The organism is Rhodopirellula islandica (assembly GCF_001027925.1).
Taxonomy (GTDB): domain Bacteria; phylum Planctomycetota; class Planctomycetia; order Pirellulales; family Pirellulaceae; genus Rhodopirellula; species Rhodopirellula islandica.
Genome location: NZ_LECT01000025.1, coordinates 34,585 through 57,538 on the forward strand (window position 1 = coordinate 34,585; position 22,954 = coordinate 57,538).

At 56.3% G+C, this 22,954-nt stretch carries 17 protein-coding genes; 7 read left to right on the forward strand and 10 right to left on the reverse strand.

Features of this window, described 5'->3' with window-relative positions:
* Nucleotides 1–90 precede the first annotated feature (90 nt).
* The 3 genes from RISK_RS12330 (at nt 91) to RISK_RS12340 (ending at nt 3,882) form a co-directional block, all read left to right on the forward strand.
* Nucleotides 91–1,074 carry a DUF3500 domain-containing protein gene (locus RISK_RS12330; RefSeq protein WP_047814616.1) on the forward strand — a complete coding sequence of 328 codons (984 nt, stop codon included), beginning with the start codon at nt 91–93 and terminating at the stop codon, nt 1,072–1,074.
* Nucleotides 1,075–1,216: 142 nt separating this feature from the next.
* A complete protein-coding gene (locus tag RISK_RS12335) occupies nt 1,217–3,067 on the forward strand; it encodes a carbohydrate-binding family 9-like protein (protein ID WP_047814743.1) in 1,851 nt (616 codons plus the stop codon).
* Nucleotides 3,068–3,078: 11 nt separating this feature from the next.
* Nucleotides 3,079–3,882, forward strand: coding sequence for a polysaccharide deacetylase family protein (locus RISK_RS12340; RefSeq protein ID WP_047814617.1), 804 nt, complete (start codon nt 3,079–3,081; stop codon nt 3,880–3,882).
* A 314-nt stretch (nt 3,883–4,196) separates the two neighbouring features.
* Here RISK_RS12340 and RISK_RS12345 read toward each other — a convergent pair whose 3' ends face one another.
* From RISK_RS12345 to RISK_RS12365, 5 genes are all read right to left on the reverse strand, one after another.
* A complete protein-coding gene (locus tag RISK_RS12345; RefSeq protein WP_047814618.1) occupies nt 4,197–4,463 on the reverse strand; it encodes a hypothetical protein in 267 nt (88 codons plus the stop codon).
* Between the two features lie 120 nt (nt 4,464–4,583).
* Nucleotides 4,584–5,849: a LamG domain-containing protein gene (locus tag RISK_RS12350; RefSeq protein ID WP_047814619.1), complete on the reverse strand. Its 1,266-nt coding sequence runs from the start codon at nt 5,847–5,849 to the stop codon at nt 4,584–4,586.
* A gap of 91 nt (nt 5,850–5,940) precedes the next feature.
* Nucleotides 5,941–6,963, reverse strand: coding sequence for a metallophosphoesterase family protein (locus tag RISK_RS12355; RefSeq protein WP_047814620.1), 1,023 nt, complete (start codon nt 6,961–6,963; stop codon nt 5,941–5,943).
* Between the two features lie 156 nt (nt 6,964–7,119).
* A complete protein-coding gene (locus tag RISK_RS12360; protein ID WP_047814744.1) occupies nt 7,120–9,033 on the reverse strand; it encodes a tetratricopeptide repeat protein in 1,914 nt (637 codons plus the stop codon).
* A gap of 92 nt (nt 9,034–9,125) precedes the next feature.
* On the reverse strand, nt 9,126–10,535 hold the full coding sequence (locus RISK_RS12365; RefSeq protein ID WP_173442654.1) for a sulfatase: 1,410 nt from the start codon (nt 10,533–10,535) through the stop codon (nt 9,126–9,128).
* Nucleotides 10,536–10,885: 350 nt separating this feature from the next.
* Here RISK_RS12365 and RISK_RS12370 point away from each other — a divergent pair, with 350 nt between their 5' ends.
* Entirely contained in the window at nt 10,886–11,623 is a 738-nt protein-coding gene (locus tag RISK_RS12370; RefSeq protein ID WP_236696247.1) for an alpha/beta fold hydrolase, read from the forward strand.
* A gap of 118 nt (nt 11,624–11,741) precedes the next feature.
* Here the strand turns inward: RISK_RS12370 and RISK_RS12375 are convergent, their stop codons facing one another.
* Nucleotides 11,742–16,238, reverse strand: coding sequence for a DUF885 family protein (locus tag RISK_RS12375; protein ID WP_047814623.1), 4,497 nt, complete (start codon nt 16,236–16,238; stop codon nt 11,742–11,744).
* Nucleotides 16,239–16,449: 211 nt separating this feature from the next.
* Between RISK_RS12375 and RISK_RS12380 the strand changes: the two genes are divergently transcribed.
* On the forward strand, nt 16,450–17,385 hold the full coding sequence (locus RISK_RS12380; protein WP_083434944.1) for a proline racemase family protein: 936 nt from the start codon (nt 16,450–16,452) through the stop codon (nt 17,383–17,385).
* A gap of 152 nt (nt 17,386–17,537) precedes the next feature.
* Here the strand turns inward: RISK_RS12380 and RISK_RS12385 are convergent, their stop codons facing one another.
* Nucleotides 17,538–18,281, reverse strand: coding sequence for a DUF3467 domain-containing protein (locus RISK_RS12385; RefSeq protein WP_236696248.1), 744 nt, complete (start codon nt 18,279–18,281; stop codon nt 17,538–17,540).
* 231 nt (nt 18,282–18,512) lie between these two features.
* Between RISK_RS12385 and RISK_RS12390 the strand changes: the two genes are divergently transcribed.
* Entirely contained in the window at nt 18,513–18,695 is a 183-nt protein-coding gene (locus tag RISK_RS12390) for a hypothetical protein (protein WP_047814625.1), read from the forward strand.
* A gap of 284 nt (nt 18,696–18,979) precedes the next feature.
* Here RISK_RS12390 and RISK_RS32225 read toward each other — a convergent pair whose 3' ends face one another.
* The 3 genes from RISK_RS32225 to RISK_RS12405 form a co-directional block, all read right to left on the reverse strand.
* Nucleotides 18,980–19,126, reverse strand: coding sequence for a hypothetical protein (locus tag RISK_RS32225; protein WP_160311442.1), 147 nt, complete (start codon nt 19,124–19,126; stop codon nt 18,980–18,982).
* A gap of 201 nt (nt 19,127–19,327) precedes the next feature.
* On the reverse strand, nt 19,328–20,800 hold the full coding sequence (locus RISK_RS12400; RefSeq protein WP_083434945.1) for an ATP-binding protein: 1,473 nt from the start codon (nt 20,798–20,800) through the stop codon (nt 19,328–19,330).
* Nucleotides 20,801–20,804: 4 nt separating this feature from the next.
* Complete coding sequence (locus tag RISK_RS12405; RefSeq protein ID WP_053061174.1) at nt 20,805–21,482, reverse strand: response regulator transcription factor; 678 nt, start codon at nt 21,480–21,482, stop codon at nt 20,805–20,807.
* A gap of 974 nt (nt 21,483–22,456) precedes the next feature.
* Here RISK_RS12405 and RISK_RS12420 point away from each other — a divergent pair.
* On the forward strand, nt 22,457–22,753 hold the full coding sequence (locus RISK_RS12420) for a carboxymuconolactone decarboxylase family protein (RefSeq protein ID WP_201778949.1): 297 nt from the start codon (nt 22,457–22,459) through the stop codon (nt 22,751–22,753).
* The last annotated feature ends 201 nt before the right edge of the window (nt 22,754–22,954 follow it).

Sequence of the window (22,954 nt, forward strand, 5' to 3'; positions counted from 1 at the left end):
CAATTTGTGTTCGCCGGGGTTGGATTTGGTAGAATCAAAAGCGGCCGTTTGAAGTAGACGGTTCCTGCCTGTGTTCCTCCCCCAACCCGCATGAGTTTTCCGATGAACGTCAATCGCCCCGATGGCCAACGCGTTGCCCGAAGAGACTTCGTCAAACTTGGAGGAGCCCTCGCCGCCGGTGTCGCGACGACCAACCTCTTCGACGCCCGTTTTGCTCATGCCGCAGGAGCCCCCACCGCTTCCGCAGAAACCTACGTGGGGGAACTGTACGCTTCCTTGTCCGACAAACAGAAAACGGCCGTCTGGCGACCGTTCGATCACGCCGACCGCCTGAAGATCAACCCCAACTGGCACGTCAGCAAAACGACCATCGGCGACGACTTGTTCTCGAAAAAGCAGAAGACGCTGGTCGATCAAATCGTTCGCAACATCACCTCCAAAGACGGATACGATCGTCTGCTCGAGCAGATGGAATACGATGACGGCGGATTGGAAAGCTACAGTTTCGCGTTGTTCGGAGAACCCGGCTCGGACCAGTTCCAATTCGAATTGACCGGTCGCCACGTGACGATGCGAGCCGACGGAAATCGACTCGACAAAATCGGCTTTGGCGGCCCGGTGGTTTACGGTCACGGCGAGGAATACCTCCCCGACAGCCCGTTCTTTCAACAGACATTGCAAGCTAACAAAGTTTTCCAGGCGCTGGATGCCGACCAAGCCAAACTGGCGTTGCAAAAGAAAGCTCCCAGTGAAACCGCGGTGCAGTTGAAAGGCGAGAGCGGTCACTTCCCTGGGATTGGCGTCGACCAACTTTCCAGCGATCAAAAGGAACTGGTCGAATCAACACTCAAGATGTTGCTGGCCCCGTATCGTGAAAACGATTCGAAGGAAGTGATGGAAATCCTGAACAGCAGCGGCGGACTCGACCAACTGCACATGGCCTTCTATCAACAAGAAGACATCGACAACGACCGCGTCTGGGACATCTGGCGAGTCGAAGGCCCATCGATGGTCTGGCACTTCCGCGGCGCCCCCCACGTTCATGCCTACCTCAACATCGGCATGAAGTCGTAAGCGGTGGCATAGGCTTCTATGCCTGTGATCGAACCTACACAGTGGCATTGGCTTCCAGCCTGTGATTTACAAAGAGCAAACGCAGTTTCAATCACAGGCTGGAAGCGATGCCACATTGCCGACAGCCCCTTCGGACAAAAACATGCCGCTTCGCCTCGACTACATCCATGCGTTCCCTCACCGGCTTTGCTCAACGTCGGTCCTACTGATCGCAACCCTGCTTTTGATTGCAGCCTCCACCAAGACATTCGCGGCCGAACCACCAACGCTGATCGTGCCCCAGTGCGACGACTTCGAGGTCACGGGGAAAGGCGACGCCAAAGCCTGGGAATCGTGCGACTGGGTTTCGCTGAACCGACGGGGCAACGGGCCACTTGATTACCAATCGCGGTTCAAGATGCTGTACTCGGACAAAGGCGTCTATGTCTTGTTCGACGGCGCCGATGAAACGTTGACTGCCACGATGCAGGAAGACTTCTTGGACTTGTGGAACGAAGATGTTTTCGAGTGTTTCTTTTGGACCAACGAAAAAGACCCTGTCTATTTCGAATACGAAATCTCGCCGCTGGGCTTTGAGCTACCAATCCTCGTCCCCAACCTGGATGGCAAGTTCCTTGGTTGGCGTCCATGGCACTACGAGGGTGCCAAGAAGATCCAGAAGAAGGTCTCCGCAACGGGCGGCGCGAACGAATCGATGGCCACCGTCACCGGCTGGCGGGCTGAAGTCTTCCTTCCCTACGCGGTCTTGGAACCGCTTCGGAACGTCCCGCCAAAAACGGGAACTCAGTGGCGAGCGAACTTCTACCGAGTCGACTACGACCAAAAGAAAACCACCGGTTGGGACTGGGCACGGGTTGGCCCGAGTTTCCACGACATCGAAAACTTCGGCACACTGGTCTTCGGCAAGGTCGTCGAAGCGGAAACGCCCCAAGAAGATATCCGCGACTTAAAACTCGCCGATTGGCAACCGAAGTCGATGCTGAAAACCAAGGTGACTCGCGTCAACACGCCGTCGTATCCAGTCATCGATGTTCACAACCATCTCGGTGGCGGTGCCAACGTGCTGACCGAAGAACGCGTCAAGCGTTACCTGCAGGTGATGGACGAAGCCAACGTTCAAACGGTTATCAACCTGGACGGAGGCTGGGATGACAAATTGAAGGAAACCGTCGCGGCCTTGGACACCGCTCACCCCGATCGGTTCCTCACCTTCGCCCTGATCAACCTGCGTGACTTTGAAACCGAGGGCTGGTCCGAGCGAGAAACCGCACGGCTGCGAAAAAGCTTTGAGGCCGGTGCGAAGGGGCTCAAGTTCCATAAATCCTTGGGACTGTCCTACCGCAACCAAGCCGGCAACCTGCTGACGATCGATGATGAACGTTTGGATCCGATCTGGGCGTTGTGCGGGGAGATGAATCGCCCGGTGATGATTCATACCGCGGATCCTGCCGCCTTCTTCACGCCGTTGGATCAGTTCAATGAACGCTGGCACGAACTCAATGCGCACCCAGGCTGGGTGTTCCATGGCGACCGCTTCCCGTCTCGCGAAGAACTGCTGGAACAGCGCAACCGAGCGATTGCAAAGCACCCCAACACGACCTTCATCGGGGCCCACTTTGGCAACAATCCGGAAGACCTGGAAACGGTCGGGCAATGGCTCGATCAATATCCAAACTTCTACATCGACATCGACGCTCGGATCTCCGAACTGGGCCGGCAACCGTACAGCAGCCGCAAGTTCTTTCTCAAGTACCAGGACCGAATCCTATTCGGCACCGACACGACTCCTGATCCCAACGCCTACCGGTTGTACTATCGCTTCCTGGAAACCGACGACGAATACTTCGACACCGCCGAATCGCACCACCGGCAAGGATTCTGGAACATCTACGGGATCTTCTTGCCCGATGCTGTGTTGGAAAAGGTCTACCGTGGCAACGCAGCCCGAATCCTGGGCTTGAAGCACGCGGTCAACTCCACCAGCAAAAACTGAAAGGCAGTGACGTGCAACGATTCGCTTGGTCACTCCTCTTGCTCGTCTCCGCCGCATCCCTTGATGCTGGCGAACCGATCCCTTCGACGACGCACGAACTTCGTGAATCGACGCCCGCGCCGCTGACCGAAGGGGGTATCGTGTTGACCTTCGACGATCGCAACTTCGATGGTTGGATGCAAGCATTGCCACTGCTGGATGAATTCGGAGCCAAAGCCACCTTCTTCATCAGTGGAAAGATCGACGCCGTGGCGATCGATGCGATTCAGAAACTGCAAGCGTATGGGCATGCGATCGGATCTCACAGCGTCAACCATCTGAAAGCGGTGGAGTACTTCGAAGAAAACTCAGCCGAAACGTTCATGAGACGTGAGATCACCCCACAGCTGAGCGAGTTCCAGGCCGCCAACGTCACCGCAGTCTCATTTGCCTACCCGATGAGTCGTAACAATGCCGCGACAGATGAGGCGTTGTCAAAGGTGTTCCGGCATTTACGGACGGGCAAAAGCATTGCGGCCAACGAACGACTCTGCGAACAAGACGCCTTCTTCGTGCCAGCGGCCAAGATCGGCGATCACGGGTGTTTGCATGGCAAAGGAATCGACTTCGCCCCCACCCGGCCCGACCGAACGTATGAACAGATTGACGGAGCATTCGATCGCGCCGCCAAAAACAACGAGATCATCGTGCTGTATGCCCATCGAATTGCCGAATCCGGGAACGGCAATTTCATCACCCCCGAAGCCCTCACCCGCATTCTCCAAAGTGCCCAGCAACGAGGCCTCCGGTTCTACACCTTCAACGACCTGCCCTAACAAGTGGCATCGGCTTCCAGCCTGTGATGGAACCTGAACGTCGCCCTTCGTATTCACAGGCTAAGCAGGTCGGCAGGAGTCTTTCGGCATTTGGGCTGTTTCGGTAATCGCCGTTGCTCCCACGTATAACCGGGGCTAACGCCCAAACGGCTCACATGATGATGCCCGATCATTCCTGCTGACCTGCTTAGTGGTCTGTCAGGACTTGTTTTTAGGGCAGTGGACGAGGCCACGAGTCCTGAACTGGCGTAAAATCCAAGGACTCGTGGCCTCGTCCACTACGATCAACCCTCACTTTTAGCTGTGACAGACCACTAGAAGCCTATGCCACCTTTTGCCACCAGACCTCCTGCTCCGACCACTGCAAGCAGGACGATTCCGGCGCAGCCAATGGATCGATTGTCGGCCATTTGTCGAGGGTGTGATTTCTCAAGCTCTTCGATGAGCGCTTCGACTTGGGTCTTGGACTCCTGAAGCGATGCGTCGGTGGCTTCGCGGTAAAGCTTGATCGCCTTGAGCTTTTTGCCTTCCAGGATATGAGCCCGGATTTGGTCCAATGCTTCTTCGGGAATCTCTTGCATGGATCTCTTTCAACGCACAATCGGTGGAGGGGGAAAAGTGCCAGTCTATCGCAAATGCACATCCACGATGGCAAGCGAGGTTGCCCTTTCTATCGCTTGAGACGCTTCCCTGGAAACCGATCAGTTCCGAAGGTCGGCAAGCTCTTTCAGCTCGGCTTCCGAGAGGGCTCGATCAAACACGCTGACGCCGCCGATCCATCCGGTGAAGCCGACAGTGCGACTGCTGTGAATCACCCGCCCAATCGTGAACGGCCCGCCTTGTTCTGCATCCGGCGGTGAATAAATGCCGTGCGGGTACCACCACGGGTTCAATCGCAAGCCGACGAGATCTCGGTCAGCCTCAACCCATTCGCCATTTTCTTCTTTCTCCAGCGTCATGACGACTTCGGTGTAGCGGTAGCGGCGGCGTTCAACACGTTGGTTCTCGTCCTCACGCAAGACTTCCGTCTTCGATGCTTCCTCTTCCGGCGGGTTGTAGTACTGGGCCTCTGGAAACTCGCCGTCTTCGCCGTCCTGCATCCCAGGCGTTCGAGCATAATGCCCCTGCATGTAGGCGTTGTGGGCATACGACAGCAAGTTGTTCGACTTGGGGTTCTTGAGCCAGCGTTCACCGGACTCTCCATTCAGCCAACCTGTGATTTCGTTTTTCTCGTCGTCAAACGTCATCGCAAAGCACTGCCAGGAGGCAGCGAGTTTTTCCGGCGGCGAATCGGCTGAAACGGCGGGCGACTGCCCCAGCGAATTGCATTTGTGAAGGGCGTACTTGTTGAGGAACGAACTGGCTCCATTCTCCGACACATGACCACACGCGCTGCCGGCTTTATTCAGCCCGGCGAACAAGGCGTATTGTCGTTGACCACGTTCGACCTTCTTGATCGAAGCAGTGGACGATTGCTTGAGGTCCGTGCCTTCGTGCCAGATTCCCGCCAGCGCGTGATTGCCACTTTCCCGAATGGCCCACACAACAACGGTCACCGATTTCCCTTCGCCTTTGATATCCAACGGTGTGTCATGCAGACGCGACCGAGGAATGAACAGAAAGGGTCGGAAGTTGGGATCAGATTCTTGACGAATCCGAATCGCTTGACCAAACGGCCCCTCGTTCAACAACGGAAAATCAGCGTAGGAGGCTTGCCTGCCTTCACCCCAGTAATCACGCACGTAGTTCGCGGCGTCCAAGGGATAATCGCTCGGTGATCCGGGCGGCACGTGCGCAGTGAATCGCTCCTTCCCAGAAGCTTCACGCTGGGCGAAATCCCAGAATGCGACCAATCCCGGTGTGTTTCGAACAACTTCCCGATTGGCCGGCGGATCAAATGCCCAGAGGGTTCCCCCGGGAACCGTCAAAGCGATGACTGTGAGGAAGACAAAGAAGGGACGCTGCATGGTCAGTTCCGGTATGTGAATCAAGCGACTACGTCGTGAGGAAGGTTGTGTGAACGAGGACTTGTGCCTGAGGTATCGGGGCACGGAAAGCTCAGGCGTTCGGAACGAAACGAACGTCCATGAATGCCCCGGTCGCGTTGGCGTTGGTGACGAACTGGGGAATGCCGTTGACAACATCAACCGACTGGCGATGCGTGTGCCCCGCAAAGACTCCCAGCAACTGGTTGGAATCCGACTGGAAGACCTCGCGATGGAAATCGAACGTGGCCTGCGTGTGCCCCGAGGCTGGCCATTTGGGCCGGCGTTCAATTTTGAAGTTTCGATCGGTCTCCGCGCCCCACTCCGGATGCCCGCAACCGAACCCCATGGGACGCCCCGGAATGTACAACGGGATATGAACCAGCAGCACCAAAGGCATCCCACTGCGAAGTTGTTCGCGAAAGAACTCCAATTGCTCGGGCAGAACTTCGTAGTTCGAGTTGTCGATGGCCAAGAAACGAATGCCGTGAATGTCGTACGCGGCCATCAAAGGATCGTTGCCTTGGTACAACTTTTTCAAACGTTGTTCGATCCAATCTGAACGCAGGTCCTGCAACGAACCCTCCATGCCTTCGTAGTGCCAGTCATGGTTGCCCGCCACGTACAACCAAGGCATCGTCACGCCGTCGAGTTGCTCGGAAACCCAATCGATCGCCGCTTCCGAGGGGAAACTGAAGATGTCACCCACCAAGGCCAACAGATCCACCTTTTGGGAGTTCGCTCGCTCGACAACGGCTTGAAAACTCTGCTCCGGCGTTGTGGGCTGGCGAGTTTTGAAATGCGTCGTCTGGTTGTATGCCTTTGCCATCCGCCCGCTGAATTCGCGATACGGTTCGCCACGTTGATCGTCTGTGAACAGATGCGTGTCAGCAACCACCATCGCATTGACCGGACGAGTCACCGCATCGGTGCGAAAGGTGACCACGTTGTCATCGATCGCGAAAGCATCGCTGAATGAGGTGGTGAAACCAGCGTTACCCTCGGCGAGCGGTGCCGCGTTCGCAAGAGACGAGTTGCCAACCGCACCCGCGGCCGATACAGCCACGGCCGACTGAAGGAAGGAGCGACGTTTCATGGCGGGTCCTAGAAGCGAGTGAATCAAAGGATGCGAAAGTATAAACAATCCGCCTCTCGCTTGCTCTCTCTCGCTGTTCGCAATCACCCCGTCGAAATCATTCGGACGTCTGCTTTTGAAAGTCCCTTCGCAGAATGATTGGTGTTGCAGGCGATTCTATTTCGTCGATTCATTCAATTGGCTGATGACGACCACGCCAGCTTTTGCACGAACATTGTCAGGGGCCAGCAACAAGGCCGTCTCGAAATGCATGGATGCTTGGCTCGTTTGATTCAGACGCAGCAACGTGTATCCAAGGTTGAGGTGAGTCTCGACGTCATCCGGGAACTCATCCAAAACTCGCTCGTACAATTCGACGGCAACCTCAGACTTTCCGATACCGGCACTGGCCTCGGCGAGTGCGAACATCACATCCAAGTCATCAGGTGCATGTTCGTGACATCGCAGCAATTCACGGTGAGCGGCTTCAAAGTCGCTGGCGCCCAAATGGGCGATCGAAAGTTGAAAGCGGGCCCCCCAATGCCGCGGGTCGGACTCCGGCCATCCAATCGTGGCGATGCTGAACATCTCACGCGCGGCATCATTGTCGCCCATTTCGAGCAAGAGCTGCCCGTAGCGTTGGACCCCCCGACAGTAAACCGGATAATCCTTGACGCCGCGTTCAAACTCGATCACCGCTTCGTCAATTTGCCCGGTCCACCGAAGGCAATCTGCGAGAATGAACTGACTTTCGGCATCCCCGTTCAACATCTTGATCGCATCCCGAGCGCGTGGCGCGGCGACCTCGAACTTGCCCGCCCAGTGCATGACCTTGGCCAAGTTGCGCATCGCAATCCCCTGCGTCCTGCGATCAATGCGGCCGAGAACCGTTTGATCCACCCTGTCAACCGACTCGCGTGACAACTCGTTCCATGCAATGGAATCAGCAGTCAACCAACCCGCGTCTCGCAATTCAGAGACCAACCATTGCGACAACCGACGATGAGCGTCAATGGTCGGGTGAACGTGGTCGAGAAAATACTCTTCGCCCAAGATGTCATGCCCGTGTTCATCCAGGCAAACGTCGCGAAGAGCAGATTCGAAATCGAGCACGCGAACATCATCGGATTCGGGAAGCTCGCGAATGAACTGAGCAAAATCACTCGGCGCACGAAGCGGGCAAATGTCACGATCGATTGCGGACTGAAACGCCGAGTGGGCAAGATCAAAATCGCCAGCGTCGAATGCTTGTCGCGCACTTTCGAACGAGTCATCTTCTGGATCCGGCTTGAAAGGACTGCAGTCCTTTTCATTGGAAGCAGGAACGACGAACAAGATTTTTGCGTTCGCTGATCGAGCGATGGTGATCATTCGCTGAATGTTGAACCGAAAGTGTTCGCCTACCTTGTCGCTCCATTCCTCATCGCGAATGTAGTCCGACGGTCCCACCGTGTGGTTGAGGCGTTCGTCGACCTCGGCGGCCAATGTGATTGACTCGGTAGCATGTTTCGGCTGGTCGTTCTTTCGAATGATGGAATCAATCGCCGCGTACATTCGCGTCTGGGACAGCAACCCCGTCAACCAAAGCTGCGTCTTTGATTGCTCAAAGAAATCGGCGTAGGTTCGCCGCTCCAAAAACTCGTTTTGCCCGGTGTAGACGATGAAGAGATCTGGATCATGATCCGCCAGTTCTTCCATCACGGCCGCGACACGGTAGCTGGCGTAACTGACCCCACCCGCGTTGAAGACCTCATGGTGCGAACTTGCATCCACGTGCCGCAACCATTCTCGCAACCACCCCGCGAAGGATGTGTTGTCGTCGTAAGGCCGCCCAAAGGTCGTGGAACCTCCCAGACAAAAGATCCGCTGCGTGTTCGCGGGTTTGGTCAGCGGAAAGCGTTGATCATTGAACCAAACCAGCTTGTTTTCCGCGGTTCGCATCCACACCTTGCCGTCTTCATCGGTGAAGCGTTCCAACAAGGGGACTTGCTTGGAGAACCCCATCATTGGGTCGCCTTGAGCATTCGACCGCCCCACACCGATCAAGGCCAGAACCAATTCGATGGCCAGCAAACCAAACACGGTCGTCACGAGACCAAAGCAAGCCTTTTTGGTTCGGCCAAGAGCCCTGGGATTTTGCAGCCGAGATGCATGGACCGAAAAAGTCGTGTCGGAGTTCGTGCTCATAGCCCTGTGGCGGATTGTTCGCACCAAGCGTGCAATTGCGGCAGGAAGGGTTTGTAAATGGGATCGGAAGCCACGTTCCGCGTCGCACCGGGATCATTGTCGAAATCGATCAAGACAATGTCTTCGAGCTCACCAGTCTTCGACGAGACATACTCCGTGTAACGGAAGCGTTCCGTCCGGATGCTGGTCCCAAGCAAGGGTCCAACGCCTGCCTTTGATTTCTTGTATTGGCTGAAGGCGGCCGGACGAACGGAAAACTCGGAATCACGAACCACGCCCGCAATGCTTTTGCCTTGGCAATGTTCCGGGATCGGCAATCCAGTCAGCTCGCACAACGTTGGAAACACATCCACCAGTTCCACCAATGATTTCGTTTTCCCCGGGCGAACGCCAGGCACGGACACGATCAAGGGGACTCGTGTTGCGATTTCATAGTTGGTGTGTTTGCACCAATCACCAAAGTCGCCGACGTACCAACCATGGTCCCCCCACAACACGACGATCGTGTTCTCGCGTTGCCCGTTGGCTTCGAGAGCGTTCAAGACCTTGCCAACTTGTGCATCCATGTAGCTGACCGCGGCTCGATACCCGTGGATCAACTCGCGGGTCTTCTCGTCGTCCAACATGTTCGTTTTCGCAGGAATGTCGGTGTAGTTTTTCAGTTCGCCCCAACTGGAACGAGCGTACGGCAAGCCATCGACGACATCTTCGCGGGATGGAATTTCAATGGCGGCGCGATCGTAGAGGTCCCAGTACTTGCCCGGTGCATTGAACGGCAGGTGGGGTTTCAAGAATCCGACTGCCAAGAAAAACGGTTTGTCTTGCGTTGAAAACCGCTCCAGCATGGCGACGGCTCGATCTGCGTTGTGGCCATCGGCGTAAGCACTGTCTGGAACATCGCCCCCATTTTCGATGGAGGGCCCGGGCTTCTCGCTCGAGTTGGCCGGGTTGCGTTTCCGAGGCAGTTCCTGAACGTAGCCTTTCCCCTTGCTGCGATCTCGCGGCGCCCATTCGTTGGCATCAACGGTCCAAGCCTCCGCGTCGTCGCTGGGACTGTGGTAGATCTTGCCCAAAAAGCCAGTGTCGTAGCCATTGCGAGAAAGATGCTGGGGGAGCGTCAACACATCGGGCATTTGCGAACGCAATAGAGTTTTGAAGTTCCAGCACTGGGTGGTCTCCGGACGGCAGCCACTCATCAGGCTCGCGCGGGAAGCACCGCACACGGCGACCTGGCAATACGCTCGATCGAATCGCATGCCCGACGCGGCCAAACGATCAATGTTGGGGGAGTGGATGTAGGATTGGCCATAGCATCTCAGTTCTGGTCGCAAGTCATCGACTGCGATCATCAACACATTGAGTGGTTTCGATGGCGGGGAGTCTTGAGCCACCGCGGACGTCGACATCGAACAGACGAAGCAGACCAAGCCGAGAAACAAATGGTGGGGTTGGAGCGCGTGCATGGTGAGAATGGGGATGGGGGATGAATCTTTGTGGGGGTTCTCGTTATAGCTGAATCGGCAGCAGGTTGTGGGGGAGTGGGTGGATGCGCAGGGTGGGGGTCGGCGTGGTGACGTGGTTTGCTCACAGGCTGGAAGCCCACACCACTTGGGTGGTCTCACCTGACGACTGCTCATGTGCTTTGCTACAAAGCGTCCCAGGCGGTGACTCCCCTGGACTGCAAACTTGACACGCTCGTTGAAATGAATGCTTGATGACGTCGAATGACGCCCTTTGTCGAATCAGTCCCCCTTCGATGTCGAAGACACACCTGTTGTGGGTGCCGCATGCTGGTGGTGCGACCGCTCCGCTGTTCAAACATTTTCGCGGTCTGTCAACGTCGCGAAACGCACCGAATTCAGTCAGCCTGTGGGCCGTTCGGATGGCCGGGCGTGAGTCTCGGTTTTCGGAGCCATTGGAAACCGACATGGACTCGTTGGTCGAATCGATCGCAACCGAGACGGAACAAACGTTTGATGCTGATGACACGTTGGTGCTGGCGGGACACAGCCTTGGTGCCTTGATCGCGTACCGTTTGACGATTCGTTTGTTAGAAAAATCGTCCGGTCCATCCCGCGTGAAAGGGCTGATCGTGATGGGAGCCTCGCCACCCAACCAATGGACGCAAAACCGCGATTGGTTGGACTGGGACGACGACGCGTTCGCAGACGAACTGGATCGTCGCTATGGCGGATTGCCAGCGGGTTTGAAACAGCATCCCGACGCGCTCGCGATGTTCTTGCCCATCGTGCGTGCGGATTTGAAACTGGCACGAGGAGTCGCGACTGTGGAGCACCCGACCATCCCCGTGCCCATTCGGGCTCTCGCCGGGGCAGAAGACCATGTTGCCAACCGAGCCAAAATGCAGGGTTGGCAAGCACTCACGTCGGCCGGGTTCTCTCTGCGAGTGTTGCCCGGCGATCATTTCTTTCCCGTGGCGAATCTCAGCAAGGTGTTGCTGACCGCGGAGACGCTGAGCGGGGACGGCGGTTGAGAACCAAGATCGACGGTCTTGGAAGACCATCTTACGTAGGTAGCGGTCTCGACGGTCTTGGAAGACCATCGTACAGAGATTGCTGCCTCGACGGTCTTGGAAAGACCATCGTACGCCGTCAGTTGAATTTCCAGCGTGGTGGTTCGTCTCGTTGCAGTGGTTCTTGTTTCAAAACCTGACGCAGCATCGCGATGGGCAACATCCCGGCTTCCATGATCGAATCGTGGAATTCACGTTCCGTCATCTCGCCCGACAAAACCATCTCGCGGTGCAATTGGCGGATCTGCAAAGCGCCGAGCATGTACGCGGCTTGGTACAGCGGCGGGTAACTTGGGCCGATACTGCGGCGAACTTCCGCGGTGGCGTTGCGTCGTTCGAACCCAACGTTGTCGACCAGAAAATCGACGCACTGATCCGGCGAAAAACGTCCCAAGTGGAAGTTCAACGAAAAGATGATTCGTGCACACCGGTGGGCTCGCCAAACCAGCATTCCCATGCGTTCCTCGGGAGTGCGAGCGAAACCGTCGTCGTACAGTTTCAGTTCCCAATAAACGGCGAGCCCTTCCAACCAAAACGGCGTGCTCATCGTCCGACGGTGAGGCTGGTGCCGTTCGTTGCTGTACATCTGCAAGTGGTGGCCGGGGATCAACTCGTGATGCACCGTCGCGCGAGCATAACCGATGTTGTTTCCTCGCAGACTCTGACGTTTGTCACTGGGCGACATTTCCGAAGTGGGGAACGAAACGCTGATCACTTCCCCCCCCGTGAAGAACGGATTCACCTTTTGTCGCTCGGGAGTCATCATGATCATCCGCCAGCAGTAATCCGCAAACGACGGGACCGTGATCCAGTCACGCTTGCGCAACCAATCGACCGATTCGTCGGCCATTTCGCCAATCAGAACGGGCTGTTGCCCCGGTGCCACGTGATGATTCTTCATCCGTTCCACGGCGGCTTTCCAGTCGTCTCCCAGCCCCATGTCTTGGGCCACCCGAACCATCTCGGATCGCACGATCGCGTACTCACGCTCGGCCAATTCGATCAACTCTTCGGGCGAATGATCGATGAACTGACGACGCAGTTCCAACTCAATTCGCGCGCGTCCAACCGGTGTTCCGGACAAATCCTTTTCAACCGATGAGGTGGCTGGAGGAAGCTTTTCGCCGGAGTCCTCGATTCGCTTGCGTTCGATTCGAGTTTGCACTTCCGCCGTTAACAAGTGCCAATCAACTTGATCGTCGAGCGACCATTCCTCGAATGGTTTGCCCTCCAATTCCAACACGGCCAGTTCTTCTTTCCACTGAGGCAACCGAGCAGCATTCTTCTCACGATCGCGACCGCGGCGTGTGAAGCGACGGACAATGGATGGCATCCAAGTCGCCTCACGCTGCGACCATTCTTGGATGGGCGGGTAGGTTTCTCCAAATGCAAACTCCGCGGCCGGTTCTGGCAGTTGGAGGGTACCACCAGCAGCCAATTCGGAGTGTTCCTGTGTCAACGTTTCGTCGACCGTCAGAGTCTCTTTCCACAACCGTAGTTTGTCGCCCGTTGCCTTTGCCAGGTCGAGCACCCACCAATTGAAATCAGGGTGATAGCCTTCGTAAAAGGTTTGCCAAGACTGATACGAGCGGATCAAGTCTTCCGCGGCGTCCAGCACCGGCTGACTGACCGCAACGGAACTCGGTTCCGTTCCTTCGATTGACAGCTGGATCGACTCGGTCAGTTGCTCCATCTCCGCCGCCATCGCTTGTCCATTCAACGTTTTCACTCGATTGGAAAGATCCGTCAGCGTGATCAATTGCGAGGTGAAGGGAGCCAACTCTCGAAGCTTTTCGGATGAGGCCACGAGTGTTTTCAAATCAGACTTTTCCTCGTCCACTGAAGCCATCAGCTCTTGAGCGATTTCCGCATCTGCGTCGGTCAGCGTGTCTTCTCCTTCGCTAGCAATCGCGACCTTCAGTTGGCTTTCCCAGGCATTCAAAAACGCAGCGGTTTGCGTGAGACGCTCTTCTGCCACACGAACTGGCAAACGACGCTTGAGCGTTTCGAGGTCGGTTTGATAGTGGTTCTGAATGTCTTTCCATGCCGTCTGCGGTTGCAGTTTTTCCACATCGATCAAGGCAGTGGCGACTTCCTCTGTGGTCCCGCCTAACTCGGAGGTTGGCTGTTCGCTGGAACTCCCGGGTTGTAGTTTCTCGATGAAGAAATCCAGCGTGCGACGTTTGCCGTACGCTCCGCCGTCACTGTGGCCAACGCCGGGCATGACCAGCAAGTCAAAGTCCTTGTCAGCTTTGATCAACGCGTCCGCGAAACGCAGAGTGGATTCCGGTGGCACGTTCGTGTCGACTTCGCCAACGATTAAAAAGAGATCTCCGGTCAGGTTCGCAGCGTTGTCGATGTTGCTGCACTCGGAATAGTGGTCGCCGACGGGATAGCCCATCCACTGTTCATTCCAAGAGGCTTTGTCCATTCGGTTGTCGTGGCAACCGCAGGCTGCGACACCCGCATCATAAAAATCGCCGTGGAACAACAACGCGGACCCCGTGTTTTGGCCACCGGCCGAGGTCCCGAAGATTCCAACCCGCTCCAGATCCATCGCGGGATGCTCCTTCGACAGAGCTTTCATCCAGGCGATACGATCAGGAAAACCAGCGTCTTTGAGGTTGTGCCAACACACATCGTGAAAAGCCTTGGATCGGTTGGCCGTTCCCATGCCATCGATCTGCACGACGATGAAGCCAGCGTTCAAGTAGTCACGGTGCCAAGGTGCGGATCGGAACGACTTCGGCACATGTGAATCATGAGGTCCAGCGTAGATGTACTCCACCACGGGATACTTTTTATCAGCGGCGGGATCATAGTCCTCAGGGAAACACGCCAGACCCCAGATGTCGGTCTCGCCGTCCCGGCCCTTGGCGGAAAAGACCTGCGGCAGATTCAACTTGGCGTCTTCAGGCGTGAGCGTCGCTTTGGCCAACGTTTGAATCAATTTTCCATCGGCGGAGCGAAGCTCGTGAACCGGCAACGAATCGACGCGAGAATGAGTGACGACGAAACGGCTTCTGTCCGGTGAGAAGGTGGCGGTGTGAGTGCCATCGCCATCGGTCATCAGCGTGAAGTTCTCTCCACTGAAATCAACGCGGGCGTAGTGTTTGAGATACGGGTCTTGACCTTCGTGCACACCACTGACGACTAAATCGAGCACGCGATTTTCTTCATCGATGTTTTCGATCGCTCGCACAACGAACTCGCCCTGCGTGATCGGCTGAATCTCGTTTTCACCCGATAGATCGACCAGATAAAGATGTTGATAGCCGTCCTTTTCGCTGACCCAAATGACTTCGTCGCTGCCTTCGAGGTAGCTCCAACGTGGCAAGTCCGTTTTATGGGTGGTCCAAATGAAGGTTTCCGATTGCTCATCGATCACCGTGGTGACTTCGCCAGAGGAAAGGTCGACATCGAACAAACGGAACCGTTGATGCCCCCGTTCAGTGACCGCCAACAGGACTCGGTGAGGCCCCACGAATCGCAGATTCCAGAACCGTTGGGACATCCATGGCAAATCCAGTTCCACGGACTCGCCAGTTTCCGTGTTGAACGCCAACAATCGAGTCTCATCAACAGGATCGCCTGGCAACAAATACGGTCGCGATTTGAGCACCGCGCGACCGCCTTCTTTAGGCGACGATTCGACCAAGTGAACCGGTTGGGTTTCGTAGGGAACCACGGCTCGCACCACCAACGCGGTCCCGTCAGGCGACCATTGTGGCGATTCCAGTTTCAAAGGCTCAGCGGATTCGCTCGCGCGATCGCCATAAGATTCCAACAACTGCGATTGTTCGATCAATGTCTTCCACTCGGTCGACTCCTCATCGGCATTTGCATCTTGCAACTGCAAGCGACCTTCTGTCAGTCGAGCGATCACCTTGTCGTTGTTCGGGGCAGGAACCCCGGCGGTCCAATCGCCGTCGCGTCGAGAATCGCGACGTCGGCGTCCACGGCGTTCCGGTTCAGCCTGAGTCGCTTGGGCAGGCTTGGCGACTTCCAATCGCGTCGGTTCGATGTCCGCGACGAAGTATCCAAATTTGGTTTTGTCTTTGCCAATGACTTCCCAGACATGACCGGCGAAGGTCGTGCGAACAAAGGTTTCGCCCGCTGGGATCGATTCGTATTGGACACGTTTGCCACCGCTGTCCACCCAGAACAATTGCAACGCTTGATCGGTTTGGTTGACAAACGTGATTTCAGTGTGGGCCTCGGACGACCCACCCGACCGCGGCGTGCGGCCGCCTTTCAGCGTCACCTCACGAACATTGGATTTGTCGCCCGGTTCGACTTCCGTCATCTCACCGGTTGAGGCATCCACACGAATGCCAGTGAACGATCCATCCGCGTTCTGACGTCGGAACCAGAACGAATCGTCATTGGTCCAATGAGGCGTCAATGTCTGTTGAATGACGCGTGGACGCTGCGTCGTTGAATCCTGTGCGTTCGCTTTCGATGCAACCGCAACGAAGACGCCCACCAGCAACAATGTGGCAATGGAAAGGGCAGCGTTCGCGGGCAGTCGCTCGACCAAAATTCCGCGCATCCAATTGTGAAACGGCAATTTCATGTTTATATGTTCTGTGGAATCGTGCGTGTCAGTGGGCGACGTCCCCGCCATTCAGGCTCTTCATTGCCCCCACCCCATTGAGCCTTTGAAATCCATTGATCTCGCAGGATTGCGATCCACTTTAGTCAAGCAGATGACGGCAATGCGGCTTGTCGATTGATTCACCGCACAATGGCGAAATCTTGCACCTACTCTCTTTGATTCGGGAACGATGATGCTGCCTTCACGTGTAAAGGTGTTGGATTCTCACACCGGTGGGGAACCGACGCGGATGGTGATTGACCTGGAAGACACGCTTGCCGGGCCGACGATGGCGGACCGTCGTCTGCACCTCCGGCAGAAATTTGCGAGGCTGGGGGCCCCAATCGTCAACGAGCCTCGCGGCAACGACATCATTGTCGGCGCGTGGATCTGCCAACCGGTCGACCCGAGTTGTTTCGCGGGGGTGGTGTTCTTCAACAATGTGGGTGTGTTGCAGATGTGCGGCCACGCAACGATTGGAGTGATCGCGACGCTGGCGTGGCAAGGCAAACTGACGCCGGGCATTCATCGGATGGAAACTCCCGTGGGCATCATCGAAGTCGAACTGCACTCGGACGGCAAAACGGTTTCGTTCGAAAACGTTCCAAGCAGACGCTATCAAGCGGCCGTTCGCGTCAAGGTTTCAAGCTCAACGTCGCTCGCCAACGACTTTGTGACGGGCGACATCGCCTACGGAGGCAACTGGTTCTACTTGGTCGATGATCACGGATTGGATCTCGAACTCTGCAACGTCGATCAATTGATGGCAGCCACGCTGAGCATCAAAGCCGCGTTGCGAGAACAAGGAATCACGGGCGAGGGCGGGGCAGAGATTGACCACGTCGAATTGGTCGGCCCCTCCGCTCATGCGGATGCGAAGAACTTTGTGCTGTGCCCTGGCAACGCATACGACCGATCGCCATGCGGCACCGGGACCAGTGCCAAGGTGGCTTGTTTAGCAGCAGCCGGCAAACTGAATGTCGGCCAAACGTTTCGCCAGGAATCGATCACGGGCAGTTGCTTTGATGCCAGCTATCGATTGGACGAGTCCGGTGACGTGATCGCTCGCCTGACCGGTTCCGCCGAAGTCATCGCCGAAACAACACTGCTGTTTGAGTTTGAATGAAGAGACTCGTTGGGCCCCGCCCAAACAACCGTACGATGGGCTTCCAAGCCCGTCGGGTAAAAACGTCAGTACGGTGGGCTTCCAAGCCCGTCGGGTAAACCAACCGCTTCGTCGGGCTTGGAAGCCCAACGTACTGGTAGCGCCCCCCCAAATCACTGATTGCCTTCGTTGCCTTTTCGGCGATCTTCCAATTGCTTGGTCGCACCTCGCAATGAGTCGAGCAAACGTGGGACTTGTCCAGCAGCCAAGAACACGCGCGCACTGACGGCAGATTGAGGGAAGAAGCTGGTCAAGAAATCCAACCCAAACTCCGTCGCGCCGTGACCGATCATGACCCCATTGGCATAGGTTCCACTGAGCACTTCGTCGGGCAGCTTCAAGTCATCATAGATTTCTTGCGGCGTTGGTCGACGTTGTTCCGCATTCGGATTGGGCGTCGGTGTTGGCATCACGGGATCGCCAAACCGGCCTTTGTACAGATCGAGGTTTTTCTGCAACGCATCAACAAACTGCGGCATCACCGCGTGCGGGATGACCACGCGAACGGCGACCCGGTGTGGACGACCGACGGTTTGCAAAAAGTCGACGATGAACTCACTGGGGCCCGTCATCACGATCGCACCCGTGCTGAAACAACCGCCCGCCACGTGATCGGGAACCCGAGCCCGTACGGCAGGGTTCTCAGCAGCTGGGTTCTCGGAAGGGTTGTTCGCCGGATTGGGAGATCCCGGTTGACCTTCCTCGGGTCGGTCACCGGCAGGTTGGCCGCCATTGGGCAGCCCATCGCCCCATTGCCCGCCGCCAGGCTGACCTTCGCCGGGTGGTTTTCCCCCGGACCCGTTTTCGTCGTCGGGAGGACCGTCAAAAGGTGGTTCGGAAGGCGTATCAGAATTCATCGGGACCGCTATTGCAGAGAAGTGAAACGAGACAACCACCCCCATTCTATCGGGCGAGGGATCTTCTGTCGTCGGGACTGGACGCATCCAATGCCCCTGCCGCGGGGGAACAGACGATTCCCGCCCAAGTTCGAAGTCCAGGGTTTGTTTGCACTTGCGATCACTTCATGCCATCTTAAGATGGACATTTCATTCCCCCTTTCCCGCATCCCCGTTTGAGGTCCCCCCGCCGTGTTAACTGAAGCCACCATCGAACGAATGTTTCGTGAACTCGTCAACGACCCCAAAAAGTGCACGGAAGACACCTTTGAGCAAGCAGAAGAACTGCTCGAACGCGAACTGCGTGACGAGAGCCCTCTGCGTCACCGCTTGACGGTCGAACTGGAAGAACTTCGCACTCTGGCTGCCAAGTAATTCGGCTGAGTCGAGCGGACGCTCCACGGATCGATGACGCTCGACTCCTTTTCTCTGACTCGCCCGAGCCTCCTGGCGAACGACCACCAACCTTCTACCCAGGTTGGCGTCTGACAATCAAAATGAAATGAATGGCGCGGTTGACAACAACCGCCCCTTTCTTCTTTCCCGGTCTCATTTCCCGGGACCCCAGGTCACCAAGTTCCGCAGCGTCGTCCCCTGAACGCAATCGCTCGGTGACAATCCCCCCCGGCTCACAACGAGTTGCTTTCTTTGGCGTGGATTCAATGCCCGCTCACACGCTTTCTCTTGCCGAGCGCCGATGCTGCCGACGTCACTGCGGCCTTGGATTCCGATTTCATCGCGTCTCGCTTGCGATCCACAGGCGAAGAACTCTCGCCCAACAATCGCAAACAGTCATGAAGCGTCATTGACATCGGATCCATTTCACGAGGATCAGCGGTTTCGAACAAGCATTCTTGAAACGCATTTTTTAACAAACGCAACATCACTCGCCTCTTTCAACGAAGTGTTTCAGAAACCGCTTTGAAACGGTCAACGCCAGCGGAATGCCAGCGTCTGAAAGAAGCATCGTGCCGTCGGGTAAGAGAGACCTGAAGCCAATCTAAACTTCAGTTCATCGAGCAGGATTCCTCGATCGACACAGGCTGCGACCTTGGCAGACGCAGTGTGAAGCAGCTTCCGCTCCCCAAAGTGCTCACACATTCCAAATTGCCACCCAGCGTCGTTGCGATTCGGCTGGCGATCGCCAAACCCAATCCGGTGCCGGCAATGCCGCGACGACGAGCCTCACTGGATCGGAAAAATGGATCAAACAACTTCGAGACTTCGTCAGCACTGATCCCGGTACCTGAATCAACCACTTGAATCAGTGTTTCGTCGTTTTCCTGCAACGCTCGAACGATGATCGGCGTTCCCGGCTGGCTGTACTTGACCGCGTTGCCTACCAGATTGTCGACCACGCGGGCCAGCAACGCCGGCGTCGCGCGAACCGAGGCATGATCCGGCAATGCGATTTCCAACTGAACGTCGTCGCCGCGTGCCTCGACCGGCCACATCGCCCGTTGAGATTCCAACCAGGGCTGAAGCTCAAAACAACGCAGCGCCGGCGTCGAGGAATCGCGATCACTGCGAGCGAGAAACAACAGCGATTCGACGATCTCTTGCAAGGTGTGCGTTTTGCTTCGCAAGATCGACAACGTGGACTGATACTCGGTGTCGCTCCGCGGCCGACGCAGGGTCACGTCGATTTGGCCCAGCAACACAGTCAGCGGAGTACGCAACTCGTGAGCGGCCTCCCCGGCGAAACGACGCTGCTGGTCGAACGCCTCTTGTTGGCGACCAAGCAATCGATTGAAAGCCGTGGCCAACTCAGCCAGCTCGTCCCCCGAGTGCGTGTGCGTCAGACGCGAATCGAAGTCGGTTCCGGAGATCGCCTGCGCCTGATCCGCCATCGCCGCCACAGGACGCAGTGCTGTTCGAACCATCCACTGCCCCAGCAAAGCGGCAATCGACCAAGCCAGCAATGGCAAGAGCGTGACCAACAACATCAACCGAAACAGGATGGCATCGCGCGGGACCGTCGACCGCCCCACCACGACCTTCAACTGATCAAATTCATCCAACTCACGCAGCAAGCGAACCGGTCGTGGTGCAGACACTTGTCGGCTCATCATCGCCCAGCCATCGGACACCGTCGCCTCCGCAGCAACGTCGGTTTCCACATCCGGACCAGGCGGAATCGACGTGAACGAGGTCAAGCCAGCGACCCGCAACATGAACTCCTGATCAATCGCTCGCGAGCGTTCGACGATCACGCCATCGTCGCCGATCACCGCCCAGTGGACTGCACCAAATTCATCGTGCACGCCAAAGTCGATCGAGTGTTCCAAAGGCTGCCACTTGACTTCTGTTTCTTCGACCTCGGCGGCGGCGATCAGTGACTTCAGCACGCCGCTCAATTCATCGTCAAAACGTGAACGAACGTGCTCGCTGGTGATCGAATAGAAAACCAGCGAATAAATCGCCAAGATGATTCCCAAGGCAGCCAGGAAGAATAGGCAAACGCGATTGGTAAGACTCATGCGTTCACGACGATGATTCCAAGATGTATCCCTGCCCGCGTCGCGTCTGGATGACTCGCGGACCGACCTTTTCCAACTTGCGACGAAGGTCCTTCACGTGCACTTCCAGCGTGTTGGACAGCCCATCAAAGTTTTCGTCCCAAACGGTCTCATAGATACGAGTGCGTGACAACACACGACCTGGATTCCGCACAAACATCGTCAGCAACGACAATTCCTTGGCTGTCAATTCCAGCGGAACCTCGCTTCGGGTAGCGCGTTGCTGAGCCAAGTCGATTCGAATGTCCTGATATTCCATGTGCAGGGAATCGGATTGGCCTTGGCGTCGAAGAAGTGATCGCACGCGAGCCAGCAATTCTTCGAAGGCGAACGGCTTGGTCAGGTAGTCATCCGCGCCCGCATCCAACCCCGTGACCCGCTCGCTAACGCCATCGCGTGCGGTCAAAAACAAGACCGGAGTCGAGCGGTTCTTCTGACGAAACCGACGCAGGATCTGCAGCCCATCCTCGCCTGGCAACCACCAGTCCAGGATGACCAAATCCCAGGTCTCGGACTGCAGTCGCAACCAAGCGTGACCGCCGTCCTCGCAATGGACAACGGAATAGCCCTCTTCGGTCAGACCTCGAACGAGAAAATCCGCTATCCCCGGCTCATCCTCGACCACCAGCACCCGCACGCTCATTCGATTGCTCGCTGCATTTCAACTTGTCGCATTTCAATTCAAAAGCCCAAACGATGCGTCCCGAGAAACACTCCCGACAGACAACCATTCCAGTCTGCGTCATCCGGATAAGCCGGTCATGAACTGAAAATGAAGATTTCTTTATCCACGCCGCCAATCAACGTACGGTCGAATGATGTCGTAGCGGATGAGGCAGCGAGTCCCGTCCTCAGCAACTCGCTACGCCATCTGGTACGACAGCCTGCCGTTGATTGATCGAACGTCGCCACGCAACGCGTGAACAACAAGTGACGTAGCGGAAGGGCGCGAGCCCTCCGGTTCCTCACCGGGCGGCTTGCGCCACACCGCTAACATCGTCACTTGTTGTTCACGCGTTGCGATGCAGCTGCCCAACTCGATCCACAACAAGTTTTTGCTCCACCTAAAGCCCAATTTAGATTCGCTTCAGCAAGAATTCTGGGTCCCCGGCGATATTGAAATGGACCTTCAATCGTCATCCATTTGCGGGAGCAACCATGACCAGCCTCATCTTCGTCGTCCAGTCCACTGCCATCCTCACTTCGATCATTTTACTGGCGGTCGGAGTGACCGGATACTTCAAATGAAAGGAAGCAAGTCAGCAGGAATGATCGGGCAAAACGATGTGGGCCGTTTGGACGTTGGCCCCGTTGAAAGTGATAGCAACAACGCTCATCAATGCAGTCCAAATGCCGAAAGACTCCGGCCGACCTGCTGATCGAATTCTGCCATCCAACGAGCCAACAGGGAGACTCGTTCCAATCCGAATCGGCACCCAACATCCCGGCATGGGTCGAATCTGGTAGATTCGATCCAAGGCACTGGGAACCGGGTCCAGCCCAACCGCAGGCACGTAGAGCAGCGACAAAATCCGACGCTCGATCGATCCGTGTCCTCACTCATCTCCGACTTGATTGGACCTCAACTTAAACGAGAGACTTCCTTTGATGTACGACATGAAAAAGATGAAACAGCTCAACAATTTCGCCGAACTCACGCCAGACGCATGGGAGGCGTTTGTTGCGTTTGACAAAGCCGCGTTGGCCGACGGAAAGGTGCCCGCCAAAACCAAGGAACTGATCGCAGTTGCAGTTGCGTTGACGACTCAATGCGCCTACTGCATCGAGATTCACACCAAACGGGCGAAACAGGCTGGCAATACAGATGAAGAAATTGCCGAGACCGTGATGGTCGCTGCCGCACTGCGTGCTGGCGGCGCGGTAACGCACGGCACTCACTGTATCGAAAAATAGATCCGGTTTGACTCAGACCATACCAACCCGCCCCAATGCGAGATCCCAATCAGCGTTGGGCTTCTCGTGGGTGGGGCAGGCTGCGGATCTGAGTTCTGCGTGGCGGGTTCCGCATGGGGCAGACGCGAATTTTAGGAAATCGAATCGGCAACGACCGCCCGCTCGTCTGACCGGCAAGTCAACTCCAGGAACGGATTGGAA